The organism is Gellertiella sp. DMC107 (assembly GCF_056313605.1).
Window position 1 is genome coordinate 158,993 of the sequence record NZ_JBQUZZ010000006.1, and the last position, 16,382, is coordinate 175,374.

The 16,382-nt window shown below is 65.3% G+C and carries 17 protein-coding genes; 5 read left to right on the forward strand and 12 right to left on the reverse strand.

The annotated features are described in order from the left end of the window. Positions 1-24 precede the first annotated feature (24 nt). From ACT54B_RS18780 to nirK, 5 genes are all read right to left on the reverse strand, one after another. Positions 25-1,818, reverse strand: coding sequence for a methyl-accepting chemotaxis protein (locus tag ACT54B_RS18780; protein WP_476047125.1), 1,794 nt, complete (start codon positions 1,816-1,818; stop codon positions 25-27). 68 nt (positions 1,819-1,886) lie between these two features. Next, positions 1,887-2,333, reverse strand: coding sequence for a pseudoazurin (locus ACT54B_RS18785; protein WP_476047126.1), 447 nt, complete (start codon positions 2,331-2,333; stop codon positions 1,887-1,889). Positions 2,334-2,453: 120 nt separating this feature from the next. Further along, complete coding sequence (locus ACT54B_RS18790; protein WP_476047409.1) at positions 2,454-3,146, reverse strand: Crp/Fnr family transcriptional regulator; 693 nt, start codon at positions 3,144-3,146, stop codon at positions 2,454-2,456. A gap of 114 nt (positions 3,147-3,260) precedes the next feature. Beyond that, entirely contained in the window at positions 3,261-4,163 is a 903-nt protein-coding gene (locus ACT54B_RS18795) for an SUMF1/EgtB/PvdO family nonheme iron enzyme (protein WP_476047128.1), read from the reverse strand. Between the two features lie 129 nt (positions 4,164-4,292). Beyond that, complete coding sequence (gene nirK, locus ACT54B_RS18800; protein WP_476047130.1) at positions 4,293-5,423, reverse strand: copper-containing nitrite reductase; 1,131 nt, start codon at positions 5,421-5,423, stop codon at positions 4,293-4,295. 208 nt (positions 5,424-5,631) lie between these two features. Here nirK and ACT54B_RS18805 point away from each other — a divergent pair, with 208 nt between their 5' ends. Beyond that, positions 5,632-6,843: an NnrS family protein gene (locus ACT54B_RS18805; protein WP_476047132.1), complete on the forward strand. Its 1,212-nt coding sequence runs from the start codon at positions 5,632-5,634 to the stop codon at positions 6,841-6,843. Positions 6,844-6,846: 3 nt separating this feature from the next. Here the strand turns inward: ACT54B_RS18805 and ACT54B_RS18810 are convergent, their stop codons facing one another. The 7 genes from ACT54B_RS18810 to ACT54B_RS18840 form a co-directional block, all read right to left on the reverse strand. Continuing rightward, the gene (locus tag ACT54B_RS18810; protein ID WP_476047133.1) at positions 6,847-7,608 is read right to left on the reverse strand and encodes a hypothetical protein; all 762 of its coding nucleotides are present in this window, start codon (positions 7,606-7,608) and stop codon (positions 6,847-6,849) included. A 111-nt stretch (positions 7,609-7,719) separates the two neighbouring features. Beyond that, entirely contained in the window at positions 7,720-8,238 is a 519-nt protein-coding gene (locus ACT54B_RS18815) for a DUF2249 domain-containing protein (protein WP_476047135.1), read from the reverse strand. Between the two features lie 105 nt (positions 8,239-8,343). Further along, entirely contained in the window at positions 8,344-8,637 is a 294-nt protein-coding gene (locus tag ACT54B_RS18820) for a DUF2249 domain-containing protein (protein ID WP_476047137.1), read from the reverse strand. A 122-nt stretch (positions 8,638-8,759) separates the two neighbouring features. Beyond that, on the reverse strand, positions 8,760-10,661 hold the full coding sequence (locus ACT54B_RS18825; protein WP_476047139.1) for a nitric oxide reductase activation protein NorD: 1,902 nt from the start codon (positions 10,659-10,661) through the stop codon (positions 8,760-8,762). A gap of 22 nt (positions 10,662-10,683) precedes the next feature. After that, entirely contained in the window at positions 10,684-11,496 is an 813-nt protein-coding gene (locus ACT54B_RS18830; RefSeq protein ID WP_476047141.1) for an AAA family ATPase, read from the reverse strand. Between the two features lie 105 nt (positions 11,497-11,601). Next, on the reverse strand, positions 11,602-12,945 hold the full coding sequence (locus ACT54B_RS18835) for a cbb3-type cytochrome c oxidase subunit I (RefSeq protein WP_476047143.1): 1,344 nt from the start codon (positions 12,943-12,945) through the stop codon (positions 11,602-11,604). 28 nt (positions 12,946-12,973) lie between these two features. Next, entirely contained in the window at positions 12,974-13,426 is a 453-nt protein-coding gene (locus ACT54B_RS18840) for a c-type cytochrome (protein ID WP_476047145.1), read from the reverse strand. 220 nt (positions 13,427-13,646) lie between these two features. Between ACT54B_RS18840 and ACT54B_RS18845 the strand changes: the two genes are divergently transcribed. The 4 genes from ACT54B_RS18845 to ACT54B_RS18860 all read left to right on the forward strand — a co-directional run bounded on the left by ACT54B_RS18845 (position 13,647) and on the right by ACT54B_RS18860 (position 16,373). Next, positions 13,647-13,802: a hypothetical protein gene (locus tag ACT54B_RS18845; protein WP_476047147.1), complete on the forward strand. Its 156-nt coding sequence runs from the start codon at positions 13,647-13,649 to the stop codon at positions 13,800-13,802. 7 nt (positions 13,803-13,809) lie between these two features. Then, positions 13,810-14,499, forward strand: coding sequence for an NnrU family protein (locus ACT54B_RS18850; RefSeq protein ID WP_476047148.1), 690 nt, complete (start codon positions 13,810-13,812; stop codon positions 14,497-14,499). 190 nt (positions 14,500-14,689) lie between these two features. Beyond that, positions 14,690-15,808 (forward strand): ABC transporter substrate-binding protein, encoded by a 1,119-nt coding sequence (locus ACT54B_RS18855; RefSeq protein ID WP_476047149.1) that lies wholly within the window; start codon positions 14,690-14,692, stop codon positions 15,806-15,808. 73 nt (positions 15,809-15,881) lie between these two features. Beyond that, positions 15,882-16,373, forward strand: a complete 492-nt coding sequence (locus tag ACT54B_RS18860; RefSeq protein WP_476047151.1) for a gluconokinase — start codon at positions 15,882-15,884, stop codon at positions 16,371-16,373. Positions 16,374-16,382 lie beyond the last annotated feature (9 nt).

A 16,382-nucleotide genomic window follows, 5' to 3' on the forward strand; every position in this document is an offset into this window, starting at 1 on the left:
CGCAGCGTTCAATCGCGACAAATCCTACGCAGCGCGACGGTTTTTGCCGAAAGACGCCTCCAGACGGAAGGCAGACACCAGGTGGCGCAGCCGTTCGGTCTCGAGCGTCAGGGCGTGGCTCGCGGCGGTGGCTTCCTCGGCCATGGCCGCATTCTGCTGGGTGACCTGATCGAGGCTGTTGACCGCGCGGTTTACCTCCTGAAGGCCGGCGGACTGCTCTCCCGAGGCCGTCGCAATCGCGTCCATGTGGCTGTTGATCGCCAGGATATGCGCCTCGATGGCCCGGAGCGCCGACCCCGTTTCGCCGACGAGACGAACGCCGGTTTCCACTTCGCGGGCCGAATGGGCGATCAGCGCCTTGATGTCGCGCGCCGCCGCTGCCGAGCGCTGGGCGAGTTCGCGCACTTCCTGGGCAACGACCGCAAAGCCCTTGCCGGCTTCCCCCGCGCGCGCCGCCTCGACGCCCGCATTCAGCGCCAGCAAATTGGTCTGGAAGGCGATCTCGTCGATCACGCCGATGATATTGGCGATTTCCGAGGAGGAGCGGTCGATCCGCTGCATGGCATCGACGGCGCGATTGACCACGGCTTCGGCCTCGGCCGCGCTGGCATTGGCGGTTCCGGCGGCCGCGCGGGCCTCGGAGGCCCTTCGGGTGGAATGGCCGACATTGACGGTGATCTGGTCGAGCGCGGCTGCCGTCTCTTCCAAGGCTGCGGCCTGTTCGCCGGTGCGGCGGGAGAGATGATCGGCGCTGACGGAGATTTCGCGGCTGTTGCTGTCGATGGCCTCGGCGGTATGGGCGACGGTGGTGACGGTCTGGGCCAGTTGCGCCGCACAGGCGTTGAAATCGACGCGAAGCCGGTCGAGTTCCGGTGCGAAGGCGGTGTCGAGCGTGCAGGTGAGATCGCCTGCAGACAGGGCGCGCAGGGCATCGCCGAGCCGGTTGGCCGCATCGTTCAGCTCTTCGGCGCGCCGGTGGGCGGAAAGCCGCTCGGCCTCGCGGGCATCGGCGGCCCGTGCCCGGTCCTCGGCGGCAAGCTTCTCGTCGGAAAGTGCCTTGCGGGCATTGTCGCGGAAGACGGCCAGCGCCCGGGCCATGGAGCCGATCTCGTCCCGGCGGTCCTCACCCTCGATCGCGGCCTGAAGATTGCCTTCGGACAGCACCAGCATGGACTGGCTGATCCGGGTGGCGGGGAAGACGACCATGCGCCGGATCGCGACATAGCCACCGGCAATCACGAGAACGAGGCCTCCCACCATGAAAAGTCCGGTGTTGCGGGCCTTGTCGCTCGTATCGCTGGCCAGGGTCTCGCTGGCGATCCGGGCGCCGTCATAGATGGCCGCGCGCTTGGTCGTCAGGTCTTTGCTGAGGGCGGCGATTTGGGGCTGGCAGGCGGTGAGATAGGCCTCACGGGCGGCATCGTCCACCGTGGAGGCCGGCCGGCAGTCGCCGTCGAGAAGGGCAAAGGTGCGGTCACGCAGCACGGGAAGATCGCCATCGCCCGGAAGCGCCCCGATCGAATCGGCAAAGGTGGCTTCGAGCCGCTGGCGCGAGAAGGCGATTTCCTCGTCGGCCGCCGTCACGCCTTCCGGCGTCCCGACCAGCAGACGTTCGCCCAGCGCGGCGCGGCTGGCCTGCAGCATGCGGTTGGCGCTGGCCACCTGCGATGCCGCCTTGACGCCACCGTCGAGAAGGCCGTGATAGGCCGCCTCGACCCGGATCATGGCGAGGCCTGAATAGACGGCCATGCCGATGGCAAAGAGGCCGAACAGGCCGAGAATGGTGAGGACTTTTCCAGCAATCGATACATGTTTCATGGAAATCCGCCGCTTGATAGGAAAAGGGCGGCGGAACAATTTCCGCCGCCCCATCATGCCTGTTCTGCTTACTGGCCGAGCGCCGCGATGGCGGCCTGAAGCCGTTCGCCGGCCTTCTTCGGCACCTTGGCATTCTTGATCGCATCGAGATTTTCGGGCTTGTCGCCCACCACCACGAGGCCGACCATGCCCATGCCGACATGCGGCGAGCACTTGACCGCATAGGCGCCCGGCGCGGTGAAGGTGACCTTGTAGGTCTCGTTCATCTTGCTCTTGAAGGCTTCGGCACCGGCCGGGATCAGATCCTTGATCGTTTCGACATTATGGCCCTTGTCGGTGGGGATGAAGGTGACGCTGTCGCCCGGAGCAACCTTGGTCAGCGCCGGCTCGAACACCATCGAGCCATCCTTGCCCTTGTTCAGCATGTGAACTTCGAAATCGGCGGCGCCAGCGGCACCAGCAACGAGCGAGAGGGCAAGCGCCGCACCGGCGAGCGCAAAGGGAAAGCGTGGCATTTTCTTGTCTCCTTGAAGTTCGTCCCGGTCTTGAACACCGGCGGCGTGAGACAAGTGATAAAGCAACCGGCCGCGCAAACTTTGCGCCGCGTCAAATATCGGAGCGGAATTTGAGAAAAATCACTTCTCGCCTTCGGCCAGCCGCGACAGGCCGGTGAGGTCGCGCACCAGAAGCTTCTGCCGCCCGCCCTCGACCAGTCCCCGGTCTTCCCAGGCGCTGAGAATGCGCGAGACCGTGTGCAGCGTCGTGCCGGTCATTTCGGCAATATCCTGCTTGGAAATCTGGAAATCGATGCGGATACCGCCCTCTTCCGGCCGCCCCGCCTTGCCCGCAAGCCGGAGCACCGCATGGGCCACGCGCCGCTCCACTTCCTGGGTGGACATTTCGCGGATGCGCGTATGGGCTTCCTCGAGACGGTTGCCGATGGTCTGCAGGGCCGAAACGGCCAGCGCGGGGTTCTGCTCGACGAAGAAGGACCACAGCGAGGTCGGCCAGGCCAGATAGAGGCTTTCGGCCGCCGCATGGGCCGTTCCGGGATAATCGGTGCGCTGGAGCGCCTTGGCGAAACCGAAGAGATCGCCCGGATGCACGACGCGCACGATGATCTGCTGCCCATCCGGCGTCACCTGCGTGACCTTGAGGCGACCGTTGAGCAGCAGGAAGAAATGACTGGCCGGCGTGCCCTGCAGGAAAACCGCCTCGCCCTGCGCGGCGCGGCTGGAGCTGGCATGCGAGAGAATGAGGTCGATTTCGCTATCGGTCATCCGCGAAAACAGCGGCAACGGCTTGACGATGCTGCGATCTATGCGCAAGGCCATGGGACTTCCTGAGGTTTCATGCGGCGGGGAGCGGATCCTGGCTCCGCTTCGGCGGACTCTTTCCGGCTTTTCCCGGCGGCACAAGCCCGTAATTTCCCCTATGCACGGTCAAAGGCCGATTTTCTGGCCCAGCCACTGGAGAAGGCCCGGGCGGCGCACCAGCCGGAAACCCAGATTGTCCGGCGGTGCACCCACCGAGCAGCCGCCCGTCTTCGGGTCGCGCACGAAGGAGCTGAGCGCGGTGCGATGCTTGCCTTCCGCGACGAATATGCCGCAGGCCGTATCGGTCGCCTGATCCGCGGGCTTTTCGAGATCCACGCGGCGCTGGCAGGTGGAGGTCCACTCCCAGACATTGCCGGCGAGATCGGACAGGCCGTTCTCGTTCACGCCGAAATGGCCGAGCGGCTTCGGCGCGGGATCGGAAGAGGCCTTGCGGGCCGTTTCCCGGTTGTAATCCGCAAGCCAGCGGATGGCCGGGTTCTTGTTGTCGGGATCGATGCCCAGCGCATCGTCGACGAAGGACGATCCGGCGGCATAGGCCCATTCCGCATCGCTCGGCAGGTCATAGGTCTCGCCCGTGTGGGAGGAGAGCCAGCGCGCATAGGTGAGCGCGTCGTCATGGCTGACGCCGGTGGCCGGCACATCGACGCCGGCCGGCGCTGCGGGCTGGCGCCCGGGCTCGCGCGGCGGACAGGCAAGCTCGGCCACGCAATCGTCGTAGCTGCTGGCGGTCACCGGAAATTTCATGATCTCGAGCGGAGCCGGGATCGTGACGGTCTGGCGGGGCGCGTCCACGGCATAGCCCTTGCGGTAATAGTCTCCGTCGAGCCGGTGGGTGAAGCTGCCGGCGGCAAGCGTCACCGTCACGGGCCGGTAGAGATCGGCATCGGAGGGGCGCGGGTTCCAGAGGCCCGCCTCCAGCGCCAGCGCTCCTGACAGCAACAGCACGAGACTTGCGGGAAAAAGAAGCGAAAGCGTCGACTCATGGCCGTATTTCATGGTGGCTGTCACGGCGCGCTCCTGTCATGGGTGCCCTTGCCGGGCCTTGCGGGTCGGAAGCCGGGGCGGCGAGACGCCGCCCCGGATGCGGTCGCCGGCAGAAGCCGGCGGCCTGGGGGATCGGAGGAAAGCCGGTCGCGATCAGGTGGCGTTCGGGGCAACGACGGCGGTCATCAGGTCGTCGTTCCAGTCGCCGGTAACCTTGAAGTGGGCCGCCGCACCGAGCTCGAAGGCTTCGATGAGGTTGTGGTTCACATAGGCGTAGATGCCGGGCTGATGGAACGTGTAGTAGGCAGCCCCTGCCGCACCGCCCGGGATGAACCAGGTTTCCTGATCCACATCCGGCGGGTTGTGGAACTTGCCGGTGGCCCAGACATAATCGCCATGCCCGCCGATGAGATGCGGACGGGTATCGCGGTTGGCCTGGGAATGTACGATCAGCACCCGTTCGCCCACTTCCGCCTTGAGAGCCTTTTCGCCGGTCAGCGCGCCGACCGCGCCGTTGAAGACGATATGGGTCGGGGTCAGCGTGCGCATGACCTTGAGCTGGTCGTCATAGGCGTCGCCGGCGCTTTCATATTTCTTGTAATTGCCGTTTTCGTCCTTCGGCACGTAGAAATCCTGCTCGCCGACATAATAGACCTTGTCATAGACGAGGTCGTTGCCCTTGCCGTCCTTCAGGCCGTCGCGGGGCAGAACCATGATTGCGCCGTTCATGCCATTGGTGACGTGCCACGGAACCATTCCGGGAGGTGCGCAGTGATAGACGAACACGCCGGCGCGGGTGGCCTTGAAGCGCAGCACGGCGGTTTCACCGGGATTGACGAGGGTCAGCGCACCGCCGCCCAGCGCGCCGGTGGCGGCATGGAAGTCGATATTGTGCTGGAGTTCGTTGGTATCCGGGTTGATCAGCGTCAGCTCGACATAATCGTCCTGATGCACGACCATGAGCGGACCGGGAACCGAGCCGTTGAAGGTCATGGCGTGAATTTCGGTGCCCTTGTCGTCGATGACGAGCTTCTTTTCCTGGATCGTCATGGTGTATTCGATGACCTTCGGTCCGCCCTCGGCCTTCTGGGTATGGGCATGGACGAAGGGCGGCGCGACGAGCTCTACCTTCTGGCGCGGCAGCGAGGCGATATCGACCTTGGCGGCCGGGGTAGCGGCTGCGGCGGCAGAGGCCTTGGCGGCGGCGAGCACCGGTGCGGCTGCGCTTGCAAGGGCTGCGCCGGCAAGCATGGAGCGGCGGGTCAGTTTCATGGAATCGGACATGGCTATGTCCCCCTTTCTTCCTCAATGACTTCGACGCCGTTTCTACCCCTGAGCGAAGCACGCCTCTTTGAGGCAGCACAAATTTCGCAAAATTCTGTCGTTTCGCCCTTCGCGCGCCTGCTTGCGCCCGCGCAAAGAAGGGGGAACGGGCCTTTTCTAGAACGGAGGAAAATGACGCCACCTTGCCAGCACGAAAGGAAAGCACGCCATGTGCCCCATAACCCGCCTCATCCTCGACAGGCCCGACGGCCCCGTGCCGCGCGGGCTGCGCAAGGATGGCCCCGCCCTCTTCTCCTACGGTTTCCGCCCCTTCTTTCTCGGCGGCGGCCTGTTTGCCGCCATCGCCATGGCGGTCTGGCTGCTGGCGCTGAACAACGGACTGGAACCCGGCGGCAGCTACGGCTCCAGCCACTGGCACGCCCATGAAATGCTGTTCGGCTTCGCGCCCGCCATTCTGGCCGGCTTCATGCTGACGGCCATTCCGAACTGGACCGGCCGCCTGCCGGTGGCCGGCGGACCGCTGGTCGTGCTGTTCTGCCTGTGGGTTGCCGGGCGTCTGGTGATGATCGACCCCGACCGGCTGGGCACGACCGTCTCGGCGGCCGTGGACGGGGCTTTCCTGCCCGCCATGCTGCTTGTCGCCTTCCGGGAAATCGCCGCCGGCAAGAAATGGAGGGACCTGAAGATCCTCGCCGGTCTCGCCGCCCTTTCCCTCGCCAATATCCTGTTCCACCGGGCCATGGCCGAAGGCGAGCATCCGGAAATGGCCATGAGCCTCGCCATTTCGGCCTATACGCTGCTGGTCATGATCATCGGCGGGCGGATCGTGCCGAGCTTTACCCGCAACTACATGGCCAAGCAGGGCCGCAAGGATGCGCCGGCGCCCTTCGCCCGCTTTGACGTGGGGGCGATCCTGGTGGGTGTCACCGCGCTCGGGCTATGGACCGCCATGCCCGAATCGCCGGTCACCGCAGGGGTTGCCGCCGCTGCCGCCGGGCTTCACATCATCCGGCTGATGCGCTGGAAAGGGCTTGCGGTGCGGGCCGAGAAACTGCTCTTCGTGCTGCACGCCGCCTATCTATTCGTGCCGGCGGGCTTTGCGGCCATTGCTTTCGGCGGGCTCGGCCTGCTGGACGACGCCTTCATCCTGCATGTGCTGACGATCGGGGCGATCTCCACCATGATGCTCGCCGTGATGACCCGCGCGAGCCGCGGCCATACGGGTCGGGCGCTCACCGCATCCGGTCTGACCCGCCTCTCCTATCTGCTGCTCTTTGCGGCCGCCATCCTCCGGCCCGCCGCCTCGCTGGCGGGGGACTGGCAGATGCCGCTGCTGATGCTGGCCGGCGGGGCCTTTGCCGCCGCCTTCCTGCTCTTCGGCATCGAACACGCACCGATGCTGGCCACCCGCCGGGGCTGATGCTCAGCGGTTGACACCCAGCTTGCCGAACTGCCCCGACCGGGGGCTGACGGGGCGGGAACCGGGAGACCGGTTGCCGCCCTCTCTTTTTCCGGACGGCGGCGGCGCCTCGTCTTCGTCCTCGTCGGACGATCCGAAACCGCCTGCCGGAATGACGGCGATCGCCAGGAGAACGAGCAGCCCGAAGCCGGTGACCAGAGCGGCGGCCACGGCCGGCAGGGGAAGGCCGAGAAAGCGCGGCAGAACGAGCGGCGCCAGCACGATCCAGGTCGCCGCCTGCGGCCAGCCGATATCGCGCACCCGCCCGGAGACCAGCCACAGCACGCCGAGAAGCGTGCCAAGTCCCATCAGCAACTGGATGATCGGGTAGAGGGAGAAGAAAAAGCTCTGCTCGAGGGCGAGGTCACGGGTTTCCTGGTCCGCATTGCCGAAGCCGCCCATGCCGAGCACCATCCCTTCCGCCTCGCGGCGGATCTGCTTCTCGAATTCCTGCTTTTCCGCCTCCGTCAGCGGGCGGCCGAGCGCCTTCATCCGTTCGACCGCGGCACGCTGGCTGTCGAGCATCAGCGGAAGGTCGGGATCACCGGAGGCCCGGGGTGACGGGGCTGCTGCGGGCTTCGGCTCCATCAGCCGGGCGGCCGCCGCATCATGGCGGGCCATCACATATCGCTCCACCGGCGCCTTGACGAAATCGAAGCCGATCAGCAGCGCAAGCAGCAGGGCATAGGTGGCACGGCCGAGCCGTATATTTCCAAACAGGGTCACGTTTTCCATCTCCGCGGGAAGAATGGAATGCAACTTATGATATAGGATGTTAATGCAATACAAAGAAAGCCGGTCAAATACCGGCATCCGGCCCTTCCGGCAGCGGAGGTCTCAGGCGGCGGCCTCGGCAAGCCCGCGGCGGATGAGGATCCGGTAGGTTTCGCCGCTCGCATCGTAATTTCCCACCCATCCATGCCGGCGGCTGGTCAGGTCGGAATAGAGGAAGGTCGGCTCCTGGCGCAGCAGCACGAAGAGCACGTCGCCTTCGCCAATGCCTTCCAGCGCCTCCAGAATGCGGGGCACGATGTGGGCCGGCGTCGCATCGGTGAGGTCGAGCAGCTCCACCGGATCGGACCAGGTGAGCGGCGACGGGATGGCGGGATCGTCGGAGGGGGCCTCGTCGCGGGGCACGAACAGCACCTCGCAGCCGCCTTCGGCCAGATCGGCCATATGGGCCTCGAAGCCCTTTTCCTCCATCAGCCGGAACAGGGGATCGGGCCGGAACGGCGCGATCAGCCGCAGCGCCTGCCCCGGCTTCAGACAGTCCACCGCCTCGCGGATCGCCGTCAACGGATGCCCGCCTGAGGCGAGGATCGGCCGGACATCGAGTAGAATCGGTTCTTTCGCCATTGCACTCCTCCTGGACGCCACCGCGTCCGCACGAGACAAGATGCTCTTCGGGGGGCCGGGGTCAAGCCGACTTTCGCTTAACCCCGGCCCGATTTTCGGGTGCGGTCAATGGGTGCCGCAGCAGCAGTTGCAGCCGGCGCTTTCCTTGCGGGCGATGCGCACATGCCATTCGGACGGGCCTTCCAGCAGGTATTCCCACGAGAACACGCCGGGCTGCACCCATTCGAGCTGGCGATGGAGCGGCGCCGGATCGTGATCGTTGACGATGGTGAGATATTCGCCCCCGTCCAGCAGGCCCAGCATGTGGAAGATGCGGGCATGGCGTTCGGGTGGCGGCAGAAGCCGCACGTCCAGAGTGGCATAGGGCAGTTCGGTCGAACCGGAGGCGGAGGTGCTCATGCGAAAGGTTCCTGTGATCAAGCGTGGAGGGCATCCGGTTCGGCGCGAGGCGCAACCGGGCATGGGAACAGCCTAGAGGAGGCAGGACAAGCAGACTTTGCCGTGGCGCAAATTCCGGGCGCTTAACCGGCAAGACCGCGATAGATGGCAGGCAGCGCCGCAGGCAGTTTCGCCAGCGAGGCGACCAGCGCGAAACCGTTCTGGCCGAAGAGCGCCGGCAGATAGGTGCCCGCATTGCGGTCCACCGTTACGGCAAAGACCGAAATGCCGCGACGCCTAGCCTCGATCACCGACCGGCGGGTATCTTCGAGCGCATAGCGTCCTTCGTAATAATCGACATCGTTCGGCTTGCCGTCGGTGAGCAGCAGCAGCAGCTTGCGACTGTTCGGCTGCTTGCCGAGATCGGCGGCGGCATGACGGATCGCCGCGCCGATGCGGGTGTAATAGCCGGGCTTGAGACCGGCGATGCGGGCCTCGATATCCGGCCCCATGGGCTCGTCGAACCCCTTGACCGTCTCCATCCGCACCCAGTCGCGCCGGCGCGAGGTGAAGGAGAGCACCGAATAGCGGTCGCCGCAGGCGGCAAGCCCGTGCGAGAGCACCAGCAGCGCCTGCTTTTCCACGTCGATCACCCGGCGATTGTCCACCCAGGCATCGGTGGAGAGCGACACGTCGGTCAGAAGCGTCACGGCCAGATCGGCCGCACGCGGGCGCGACAGCATGTGGATGCGGTCCGTGCCCTCCTGCCCGGCGGCCAGATCGGCCTGCCGGCGGATGACCTGGTCGAGATCGAGCTCGGCCCCGTCGAGTTCGCCACGCATCAGGATGTTGCGCGGACGCAGGATCTCGAACTGGCGGCGCACCCGGCGGATCAGCTGGCGGGCCTCCTCGGGCAACTCGTCCCGCGCCTCGGCGGCATCGGCCACGCGCACCTGCACGGCCACCTGATTGTCGAGATAGGCCTGACTGCGATAATCCCATTCGGGATAGCGGATTTCCGCCGTCACCGGATTGCGGTCGAGCGCCTCGGGCGGCAGGTCGAGATCGAAGCGGAAGCGGGAGGCAGGCTTGCCCCGCCTTTCGCCCAGCACCATGTCCTCCAGATCGTCGGCGGTCTTCGGCGTGTCGTCATCCGTATCGTCGGCGGGGCGGTCGACCCCGATCATTTCGGAAAGGGAGAGGATCTTCTCGAAGCGGTTGAGCAGGAAGGGACTGCGGTCGCTCTTGCGGTCGGGGTCCTCGCGGCTGGCAATCATGCGTTCGCCATCGCCCGTCGCGGGCGAAGAGGCGGCGCCGGGGCTTTCCTCCTCGCGGCGCGGCGCCGTTTCCGGGCGCTCCACGAAGCGCGGCCAGAGCGGCACGGCGAGCGCCGGCAGATAGCCGGGCGGCGCCTTTTGCGGCAGCGGCAGCGCCTCGCGGATGAAAGGCTGGCCGGCAGCGGCCGAAAGCTCGGCGCGGATCAGGTTTTCCACCGCCTGTTCGGCGCGCGGCAGCCGGCCGCGCAGACGGCCAGCGGTGAGCGCGCCTGCAAGCCGCGCATAGAGCGGCTTCAGCCCGGGAAAGCGCTTCAGCACGCGGCGGGCGGTTTCCGTCGAGCGGGCGACATGCAGGAGATCGGCCCGGAGCGGATCGGCGCTCCCGTCCCCGTCCGCATGCTGCGGCATCAGGGCCATGAAGGCGGCGAGCCACAGGTAAAGATCGCGATTGAGCGAGGCCTCGGGAAAAAAGCGGATGCAATCCGGCAGCATCAGGCTCTGGTGATCGCGGGCTATATCCTCGATCCGCTCTTCGCCGAGCCCGACATATTGCCGGAAACGCAGCCGATGCATCGAGCTCTTCGCCCGCGAGGGGGCGATTTCCACCGTGCTCTCGCCCCCGAGGGCACGGAAGAAAGGCCCGAGCATCGGCCGCATCTCGGCCAGCCGCACCGCCGCCTGCGGGTGACTGGGGAAACTGCCTGTATCGCCTGCGAAACGGTGCCAGGCGCGGCCGACCGTTTCCTCCAGTTCCAGAAAATCCAGCATGGCGGGCTCCTTCGCGAACGCCTCAGCCGATGACGGCGCGGGCGGTTTCCAGAAGGGCGGCGCGGATATCCGGCTCGTCCGTGAGCGGTTCGACCAGCGCGGCGCGGATCGCCTCGAAGGGGGCGAGCCCGGCCTCGATCAGGCTGGCGCAATAGACCAGCAGACGGGTGGACACACCCTCTTCCAGATCCTGTCCCTTCAGCGCGCGGAAACGGTGGGCAAGCTTGACCAGCGGCGCGACACGGGCGGCATCGAGACCGCTTTCCCGGGAGATCACCGCGATTTCCTCGTCCTGCGGCAGGAAGGAAAACTCGATCGAGACGAAACGCTGGCGGGTGGAGGGCTTCAGCGCCTTCAGGAGGTTCTGGTAGCCGGGATTGTAGGAAACGACGAGCATGAAACTGTCCGGTGCCGACAGTTCCTCGCCGGTGCGCTCCAGCGGCAGGATGCGCCGGTCGTCGGTGAGCGGATGCAGCACCACGGCCACGTCCTTGCGGGCTTCCACCACCTCGTCGAGATAGCAGATGCCGCCTTCGCGCACCGCGCGGGTCAGCGGTCCGTCGACCCAGACCGTGTCGCCGCCCTTCAGCAGGTAGCGGCCGGTGAGATCGGCGGAGGTCAGGTCGTCATGGCAGGAAACGGTGGAGAGCGGCAGGCCGAGACGGGCCGCCATATGGGCGACGAAGCGGGTCTTGCCGCAGCCGGTCGGCCCCTTGATCATCAGCGGCAGCTTCTGGCGATAGGCCGCTTCGAAGAGCGCGCATTCGTTGCCGGCCGGGCTGTAGGCGGGGATGTCGGGATTGAAGGTCCTGGGATCGGCGATATGGAGGGTCATGGCAAGGTCTCCTGGGAAAGGGGAAGAAAGAGAATGGTTGCAGGCCGGTGCGGCAGGCAGAGGAGCGGGCGCAAAGCGCCCACCCCTCCCTTGTATGGCGTGGCATCACTCGGCCGGCTGGCTGACGATCCCGGGGTTCGCGGCCTTCTTCCCCTTGAGGAAGAGCGAGGCGAGGAACAGGAAGGCAGCGACCAGCACGAGGAAGCCGGAGCCGAGGCGCACCCAGTAGAAGAGCGCCAGCTGATCCTGCGTATCCATGTAGCTTTCACCGGCGATGCGCTGCAGTTCCACCTGCTTGATGCCGGCGAAGGTGAGCGCGAAGGTCATGACGGTCATGCCGCCGCACATGATCCAGAAGGCGAGCTTCGAAAGGCCCTGGTTGGCCGGCGCGCGCTTCAGGAGTTCCGGCACCGCATAGGCCATCATGGCGAGGTTCAGCATCACATAGGCGCCGAAGAAGGCGAGATGGCCATGGGCTGCGGTGAGCTGGGTGCCGTGGGTATAATAGTTGACCGGTGCGAGCGTGTGCAGGAAGCCCCAGACGCCGGCCCCGAAGAAGGCCATGACCGAGCAGCCGAGCGACCACAGGAGCGCCGCCTGGTTCGGATGCTTGCGGCCGGCCTTGCGGGTCATGACGAAGGAGAAGGCAACCATGGTGGCGAAGGGTGCGACCTCAAGCGTGGAGAAGAGCGAGCCGATCCACTGCCAGTAGCCGGGGGCGCCGATCCAGAAATAGTGGTGGCCGGTGCCGAGGATGCCCGAGAAGAGCGCCAGGCCGATGATGACATAGAGCCATTTTTCCACCACTTCGCGGTCGACGCCGTTGAGCTTGATCATCAGGAAGGCGAGCACGGAGGCCATGATCAGTTCCCAGACGCCTTCCACCCACAGATGGATGACGAACCACCAGTACATCTTGTCGAGCGCGAGGTTGGCCGGATTGTAGAAGGCGAAGAGGAAGAAGACCGCAAGACCCCAGAGCCCGAAGAGGAGGATGTTGGTCACCGTGGTCTTGCGGCCCTTCAGCACCGTCAGGGTGATGTTGAAGAGGAACATCAGCGCGACGACGACGATGCCGACCTTGATGATGAAGGGCTGTTCCAGGAACTCGCGGCCTTCATGGATGTGGAAGAGATAGCCGACGACGGCAATCGCTGCGGCAACGAGGAAGATCCAGAACTGGGCGATGGCGAGCTTGGGGCTGAACAGCTCCGTCTCGCTTTCTTCCGGCAGCAGGTAGAAGGTGGAGCCCATGAAGCCCATGAGCAGCCAGACGACCAGCGCATTGGTGTGAATCATGCGCACGATGTTGAAGGGCAGCACCACGGAGAAGGTGTTGGGCAGCACATAGATGGTGGCGGCGAGAACGCCGAAGAGGATCTGGGCGAAGAACAGGCCGAGCGCTCCGTAGAAATAGAGCATCGCGACCTTCTGGGTTTCGTATTTCATGATCGTTTGTCCCTTGAGAAGCGCGTGGTCAGCCGGCGTCGTTCGGCGGCCATTTCTGGGTGTTGATCTTCGAGGTCCATTCGAGGAAATCGGCGAGGTCGCGCACTTCCTCGTCGGTCAGGTTGAACTGCGGCATCTGCCGCCGTCCCTCGATCCCCGAGGGCTGGGCCGCCATCCAGGCCTTCAGCATCTCGCGGGCGCTTTCCGGATCGGCATCGCCGCCCCAGCGCTTCCAGACATTGCCGAGCTCGGGGGCGAAATAGGCGCCTTCGCCGAGCAGCGTGTGGCAGTTGATGCAGGAATTCTTTTCCCAGACATGCTTGCCGCGCGCCACGCTGTCGGAGAGCTTGGTCTCGTCCGTGGAAACGGTCTTGATGTAGTAATGGCTATGGGCTGTCAGCCCGATGAAGATGGCGAAGAAAAAGGCCGATCCGCCGTAGAAGACGTTTCGTGCCGCAGTCTTGGTCAGGCGTTCTGACATGCCCCGGCTCCTCTGTTGCGATTGGGTCCCCCTCCGGCGGAAGACCGGAAGCGGAAGCGTCGCATCGGTTTCTAGACCCGTGGCAAAATCGCTCTTTGCGTTTCGGCAAATAAAAACGGGAGGAGCCGCATGCCCCCCCAAATTTGACGCACCGCAAAGACGAAAAACCCCATCCGGCCGAAAAGGAAGGCAGGAACGATTTGAAATCCGGAGATTTTCCATGAATGACGCACAGGTGGGCCTCAGCATCGCGACGCCGATCCTGATCGGCTTTGCGATCGCGCTCTATCGCATGGGCGTGCTGCAACGGTCGGGCGCAGCCCTGGCCGTCTTCGCCTCGCTGGCCATTGCCGCAAGCCTCTTCCTGACCCAGTGAGGCTGCCGTGACCGCCTTTCTTGCAAGCCTCGCGCTCTTCGTCGCGCTGCACAGCGTGCCCGCCGTTCCGGCCATCCGGGGACGCCTGATCGGCGCGCTCGGGCGCAGCGCCTATTTCTCCCTCTATTCGCTGGTCTCGCTTGTGGCGATCGGCCTCGTCTTTCACACCGGTTTCCAGCTCGACTATATCCCGCTGTGGGATCCCGCCCCCTGGCAGGCATGGGTGACGCTGCTGACGGCGCCCGCCGGCCTCTTCTTCGTCACCACCGGCCTCATCAGCCGCAATCCCCTGTCGATCACGCTGCTGCCCGATGACGGGCGCCGGGGGGCGATCGTCTCGATCACCCGCCATCCCGTGCTGATCGGCTTCCTGCTCTGGGCGTGCGGGCATCTGGTGCCGAACGGCGACCTGCGCTCGCTCCTTCTGTTCGGCCTGCTCGCCCTCTTCAGTCTTGGCGGTATCGCCATGCAGGAGAAGCGGGCCGCAAGACGGCTCGGCGCGGAGCATGGCGCGGCCATTGCCGGCACCTCCATCCTGCCCTTTGCCGCACTGGTGGCGCGAAAGGCCCGGCCGCAGCTGGATGGCGCATTCGTCGCCGGGCTGCTGATCGCGGCGCTCCTCACCGTCCTTCTGCTCGATGGCGGTCATGAATGGCTGATCGGCGTCGATCCCCTGGCGCTTGCGACTGCCGGCTGAGCAGAGGTCTGCCACCGCTTGTCATGCGTCAAATCCGGGGGCGGAAACGGCCGCTTCCATCACTGCAACTGCTATCCCTATCAAGAATTATCATAATAATTACTGCTGGTTACGCTTGAATCTGACTGGAGCGCGGACGCATTGAAGCCTATGGTGCTGGCCGACCCCCGTTCCAAGAGGAGAAGACGACATGATCAAGAGCAAATATCTGGCGACCCTCGCCGGTGTTCTGATGCTGAGCTCGGCGGCGCTGGCCGACGATCTGACGATTGCGGTCGCAGGCCCGCTGACGGGTCCGCTCGCCACCATCGGCGATCAGTTCCGCCAGGGCGCCCAGGCGGCTGCCGATGCCATCAACGCCAAGGGCGGCGTGGCCGGCAAGCAGATCAAGCTGCAGTTCGAGGACGACCAGTGCGACCCGAAGCAGGCCGTTTCGGTCGCCAACCGCATTGCCGCTGCGGGCATCAAGTTCGTCGATGGCCATGCCTGCTCCGGTTCGAGCATTCCGGCCTCTGAAGTCTACGCCGAAAACGGCGTGCTGATGATGAGCCCCGCCTCGTCCAACCCGGTCCTGACCGATGCCGCCGCCGAAAAGGGCTGGCCGACCATCATGCGTCTCTACACCCGTGACGACGCCCAGGGCGCCTTCATCGGTCCGTGGATCGCCAGGCAATATGCCGGCAAGAAGGTCGCGATCCTGCATGACAAGACCGCCTATGGCCAGGGCGTGGCCGATGCGGTGAAGGCAACCATGAATGCCGGTGGCCTCAACGAGGTCATGTATGAGGGCATCAATGCGGGCGAGAAGGATTTCAGCGCGCTGGTGGCCAAGCTCAAGGAAGCTCAGGCCGACGTGATCTATTTCGGCGGCTACCACCCGGAAGCCGGCCTGATCCTGCGCCAGGCCGCCGATACGGGCTACAAGTTCCAGCTGATCATGCCCGACAGTATCGCCTCGCCGGAATTCTGGCAGGTGGCCGGCCCGGCTGGCGAAGGCACGCTCTTCGTCTTCCCGTCCGATCCGCAGTCCAAGCCGGAAGCCAAGGAAGCGGTGGAAAAGATCAAGGCCGGCGGCTTCAAGCCGGAAGGCTTCACCCTCTTCTCCTATGCCGTGGTCCAGGCGATTGCCCAGGGCGTCGAGGCTGCCGGTTCTGACGATCCGGCCAAGGTGGCCGAGGCCCTGAAGAGCGGCAAGCCCGTTTCCACCGTCGTCGGCGAAGTGGCCTTCGACGAGAAGGGCGACCTGAAGAACGCCAAGTACGACATCAACCGCTGGAGCAACGGCGCTTACGCCGCGATCCAGCAGTAACCGGAACAGACAGGAAGGGGGCCGGAAACGGCCCCTTTTCGATTCGACCCGCCGCGCGGCGCAGGGAGGCAGGATGAAATTCGTGATCATGGGCGTCTCCGGCTCCGGCAAGACCTCGGTCGGCGAGGCGCTGTCCGCCCGTCTCGGTGCTCCCTATATCGATGGAGACGCGCTGCATCCGCCCGCCAATATCGACAAGATGAGCGCCGGCATTCCCCTGACCGACGACGACCGCTGGCCCTGGCTGGAACAGGTGGGCGAAACCCTTCGCCGCACGCCCGGAACGGTGCTGATCGGCTGCTCGGCCCTGAAGCGCCGCTACCGGGACCGCATCCGCGAAAGCGCCGGCACACCCGTGACCTTTCTTTACCTCCAAGGCGAGAAAAGCCTGATCGCGGAACGGATGGGCCGGCGCACCGGCCATTTCATGCCGGCCACCCTGCTCGACAGCCAGTTTCAGGCGCTCGAACCGCCCGCGCCCGGCGAAAGGGCGATTACGGTCCGCATCGACCAGCCGCTGGAAGGCATCGTGGCCGACAGTGTGGCCGGGATGATGGGCGCATGAGAGCCAGAG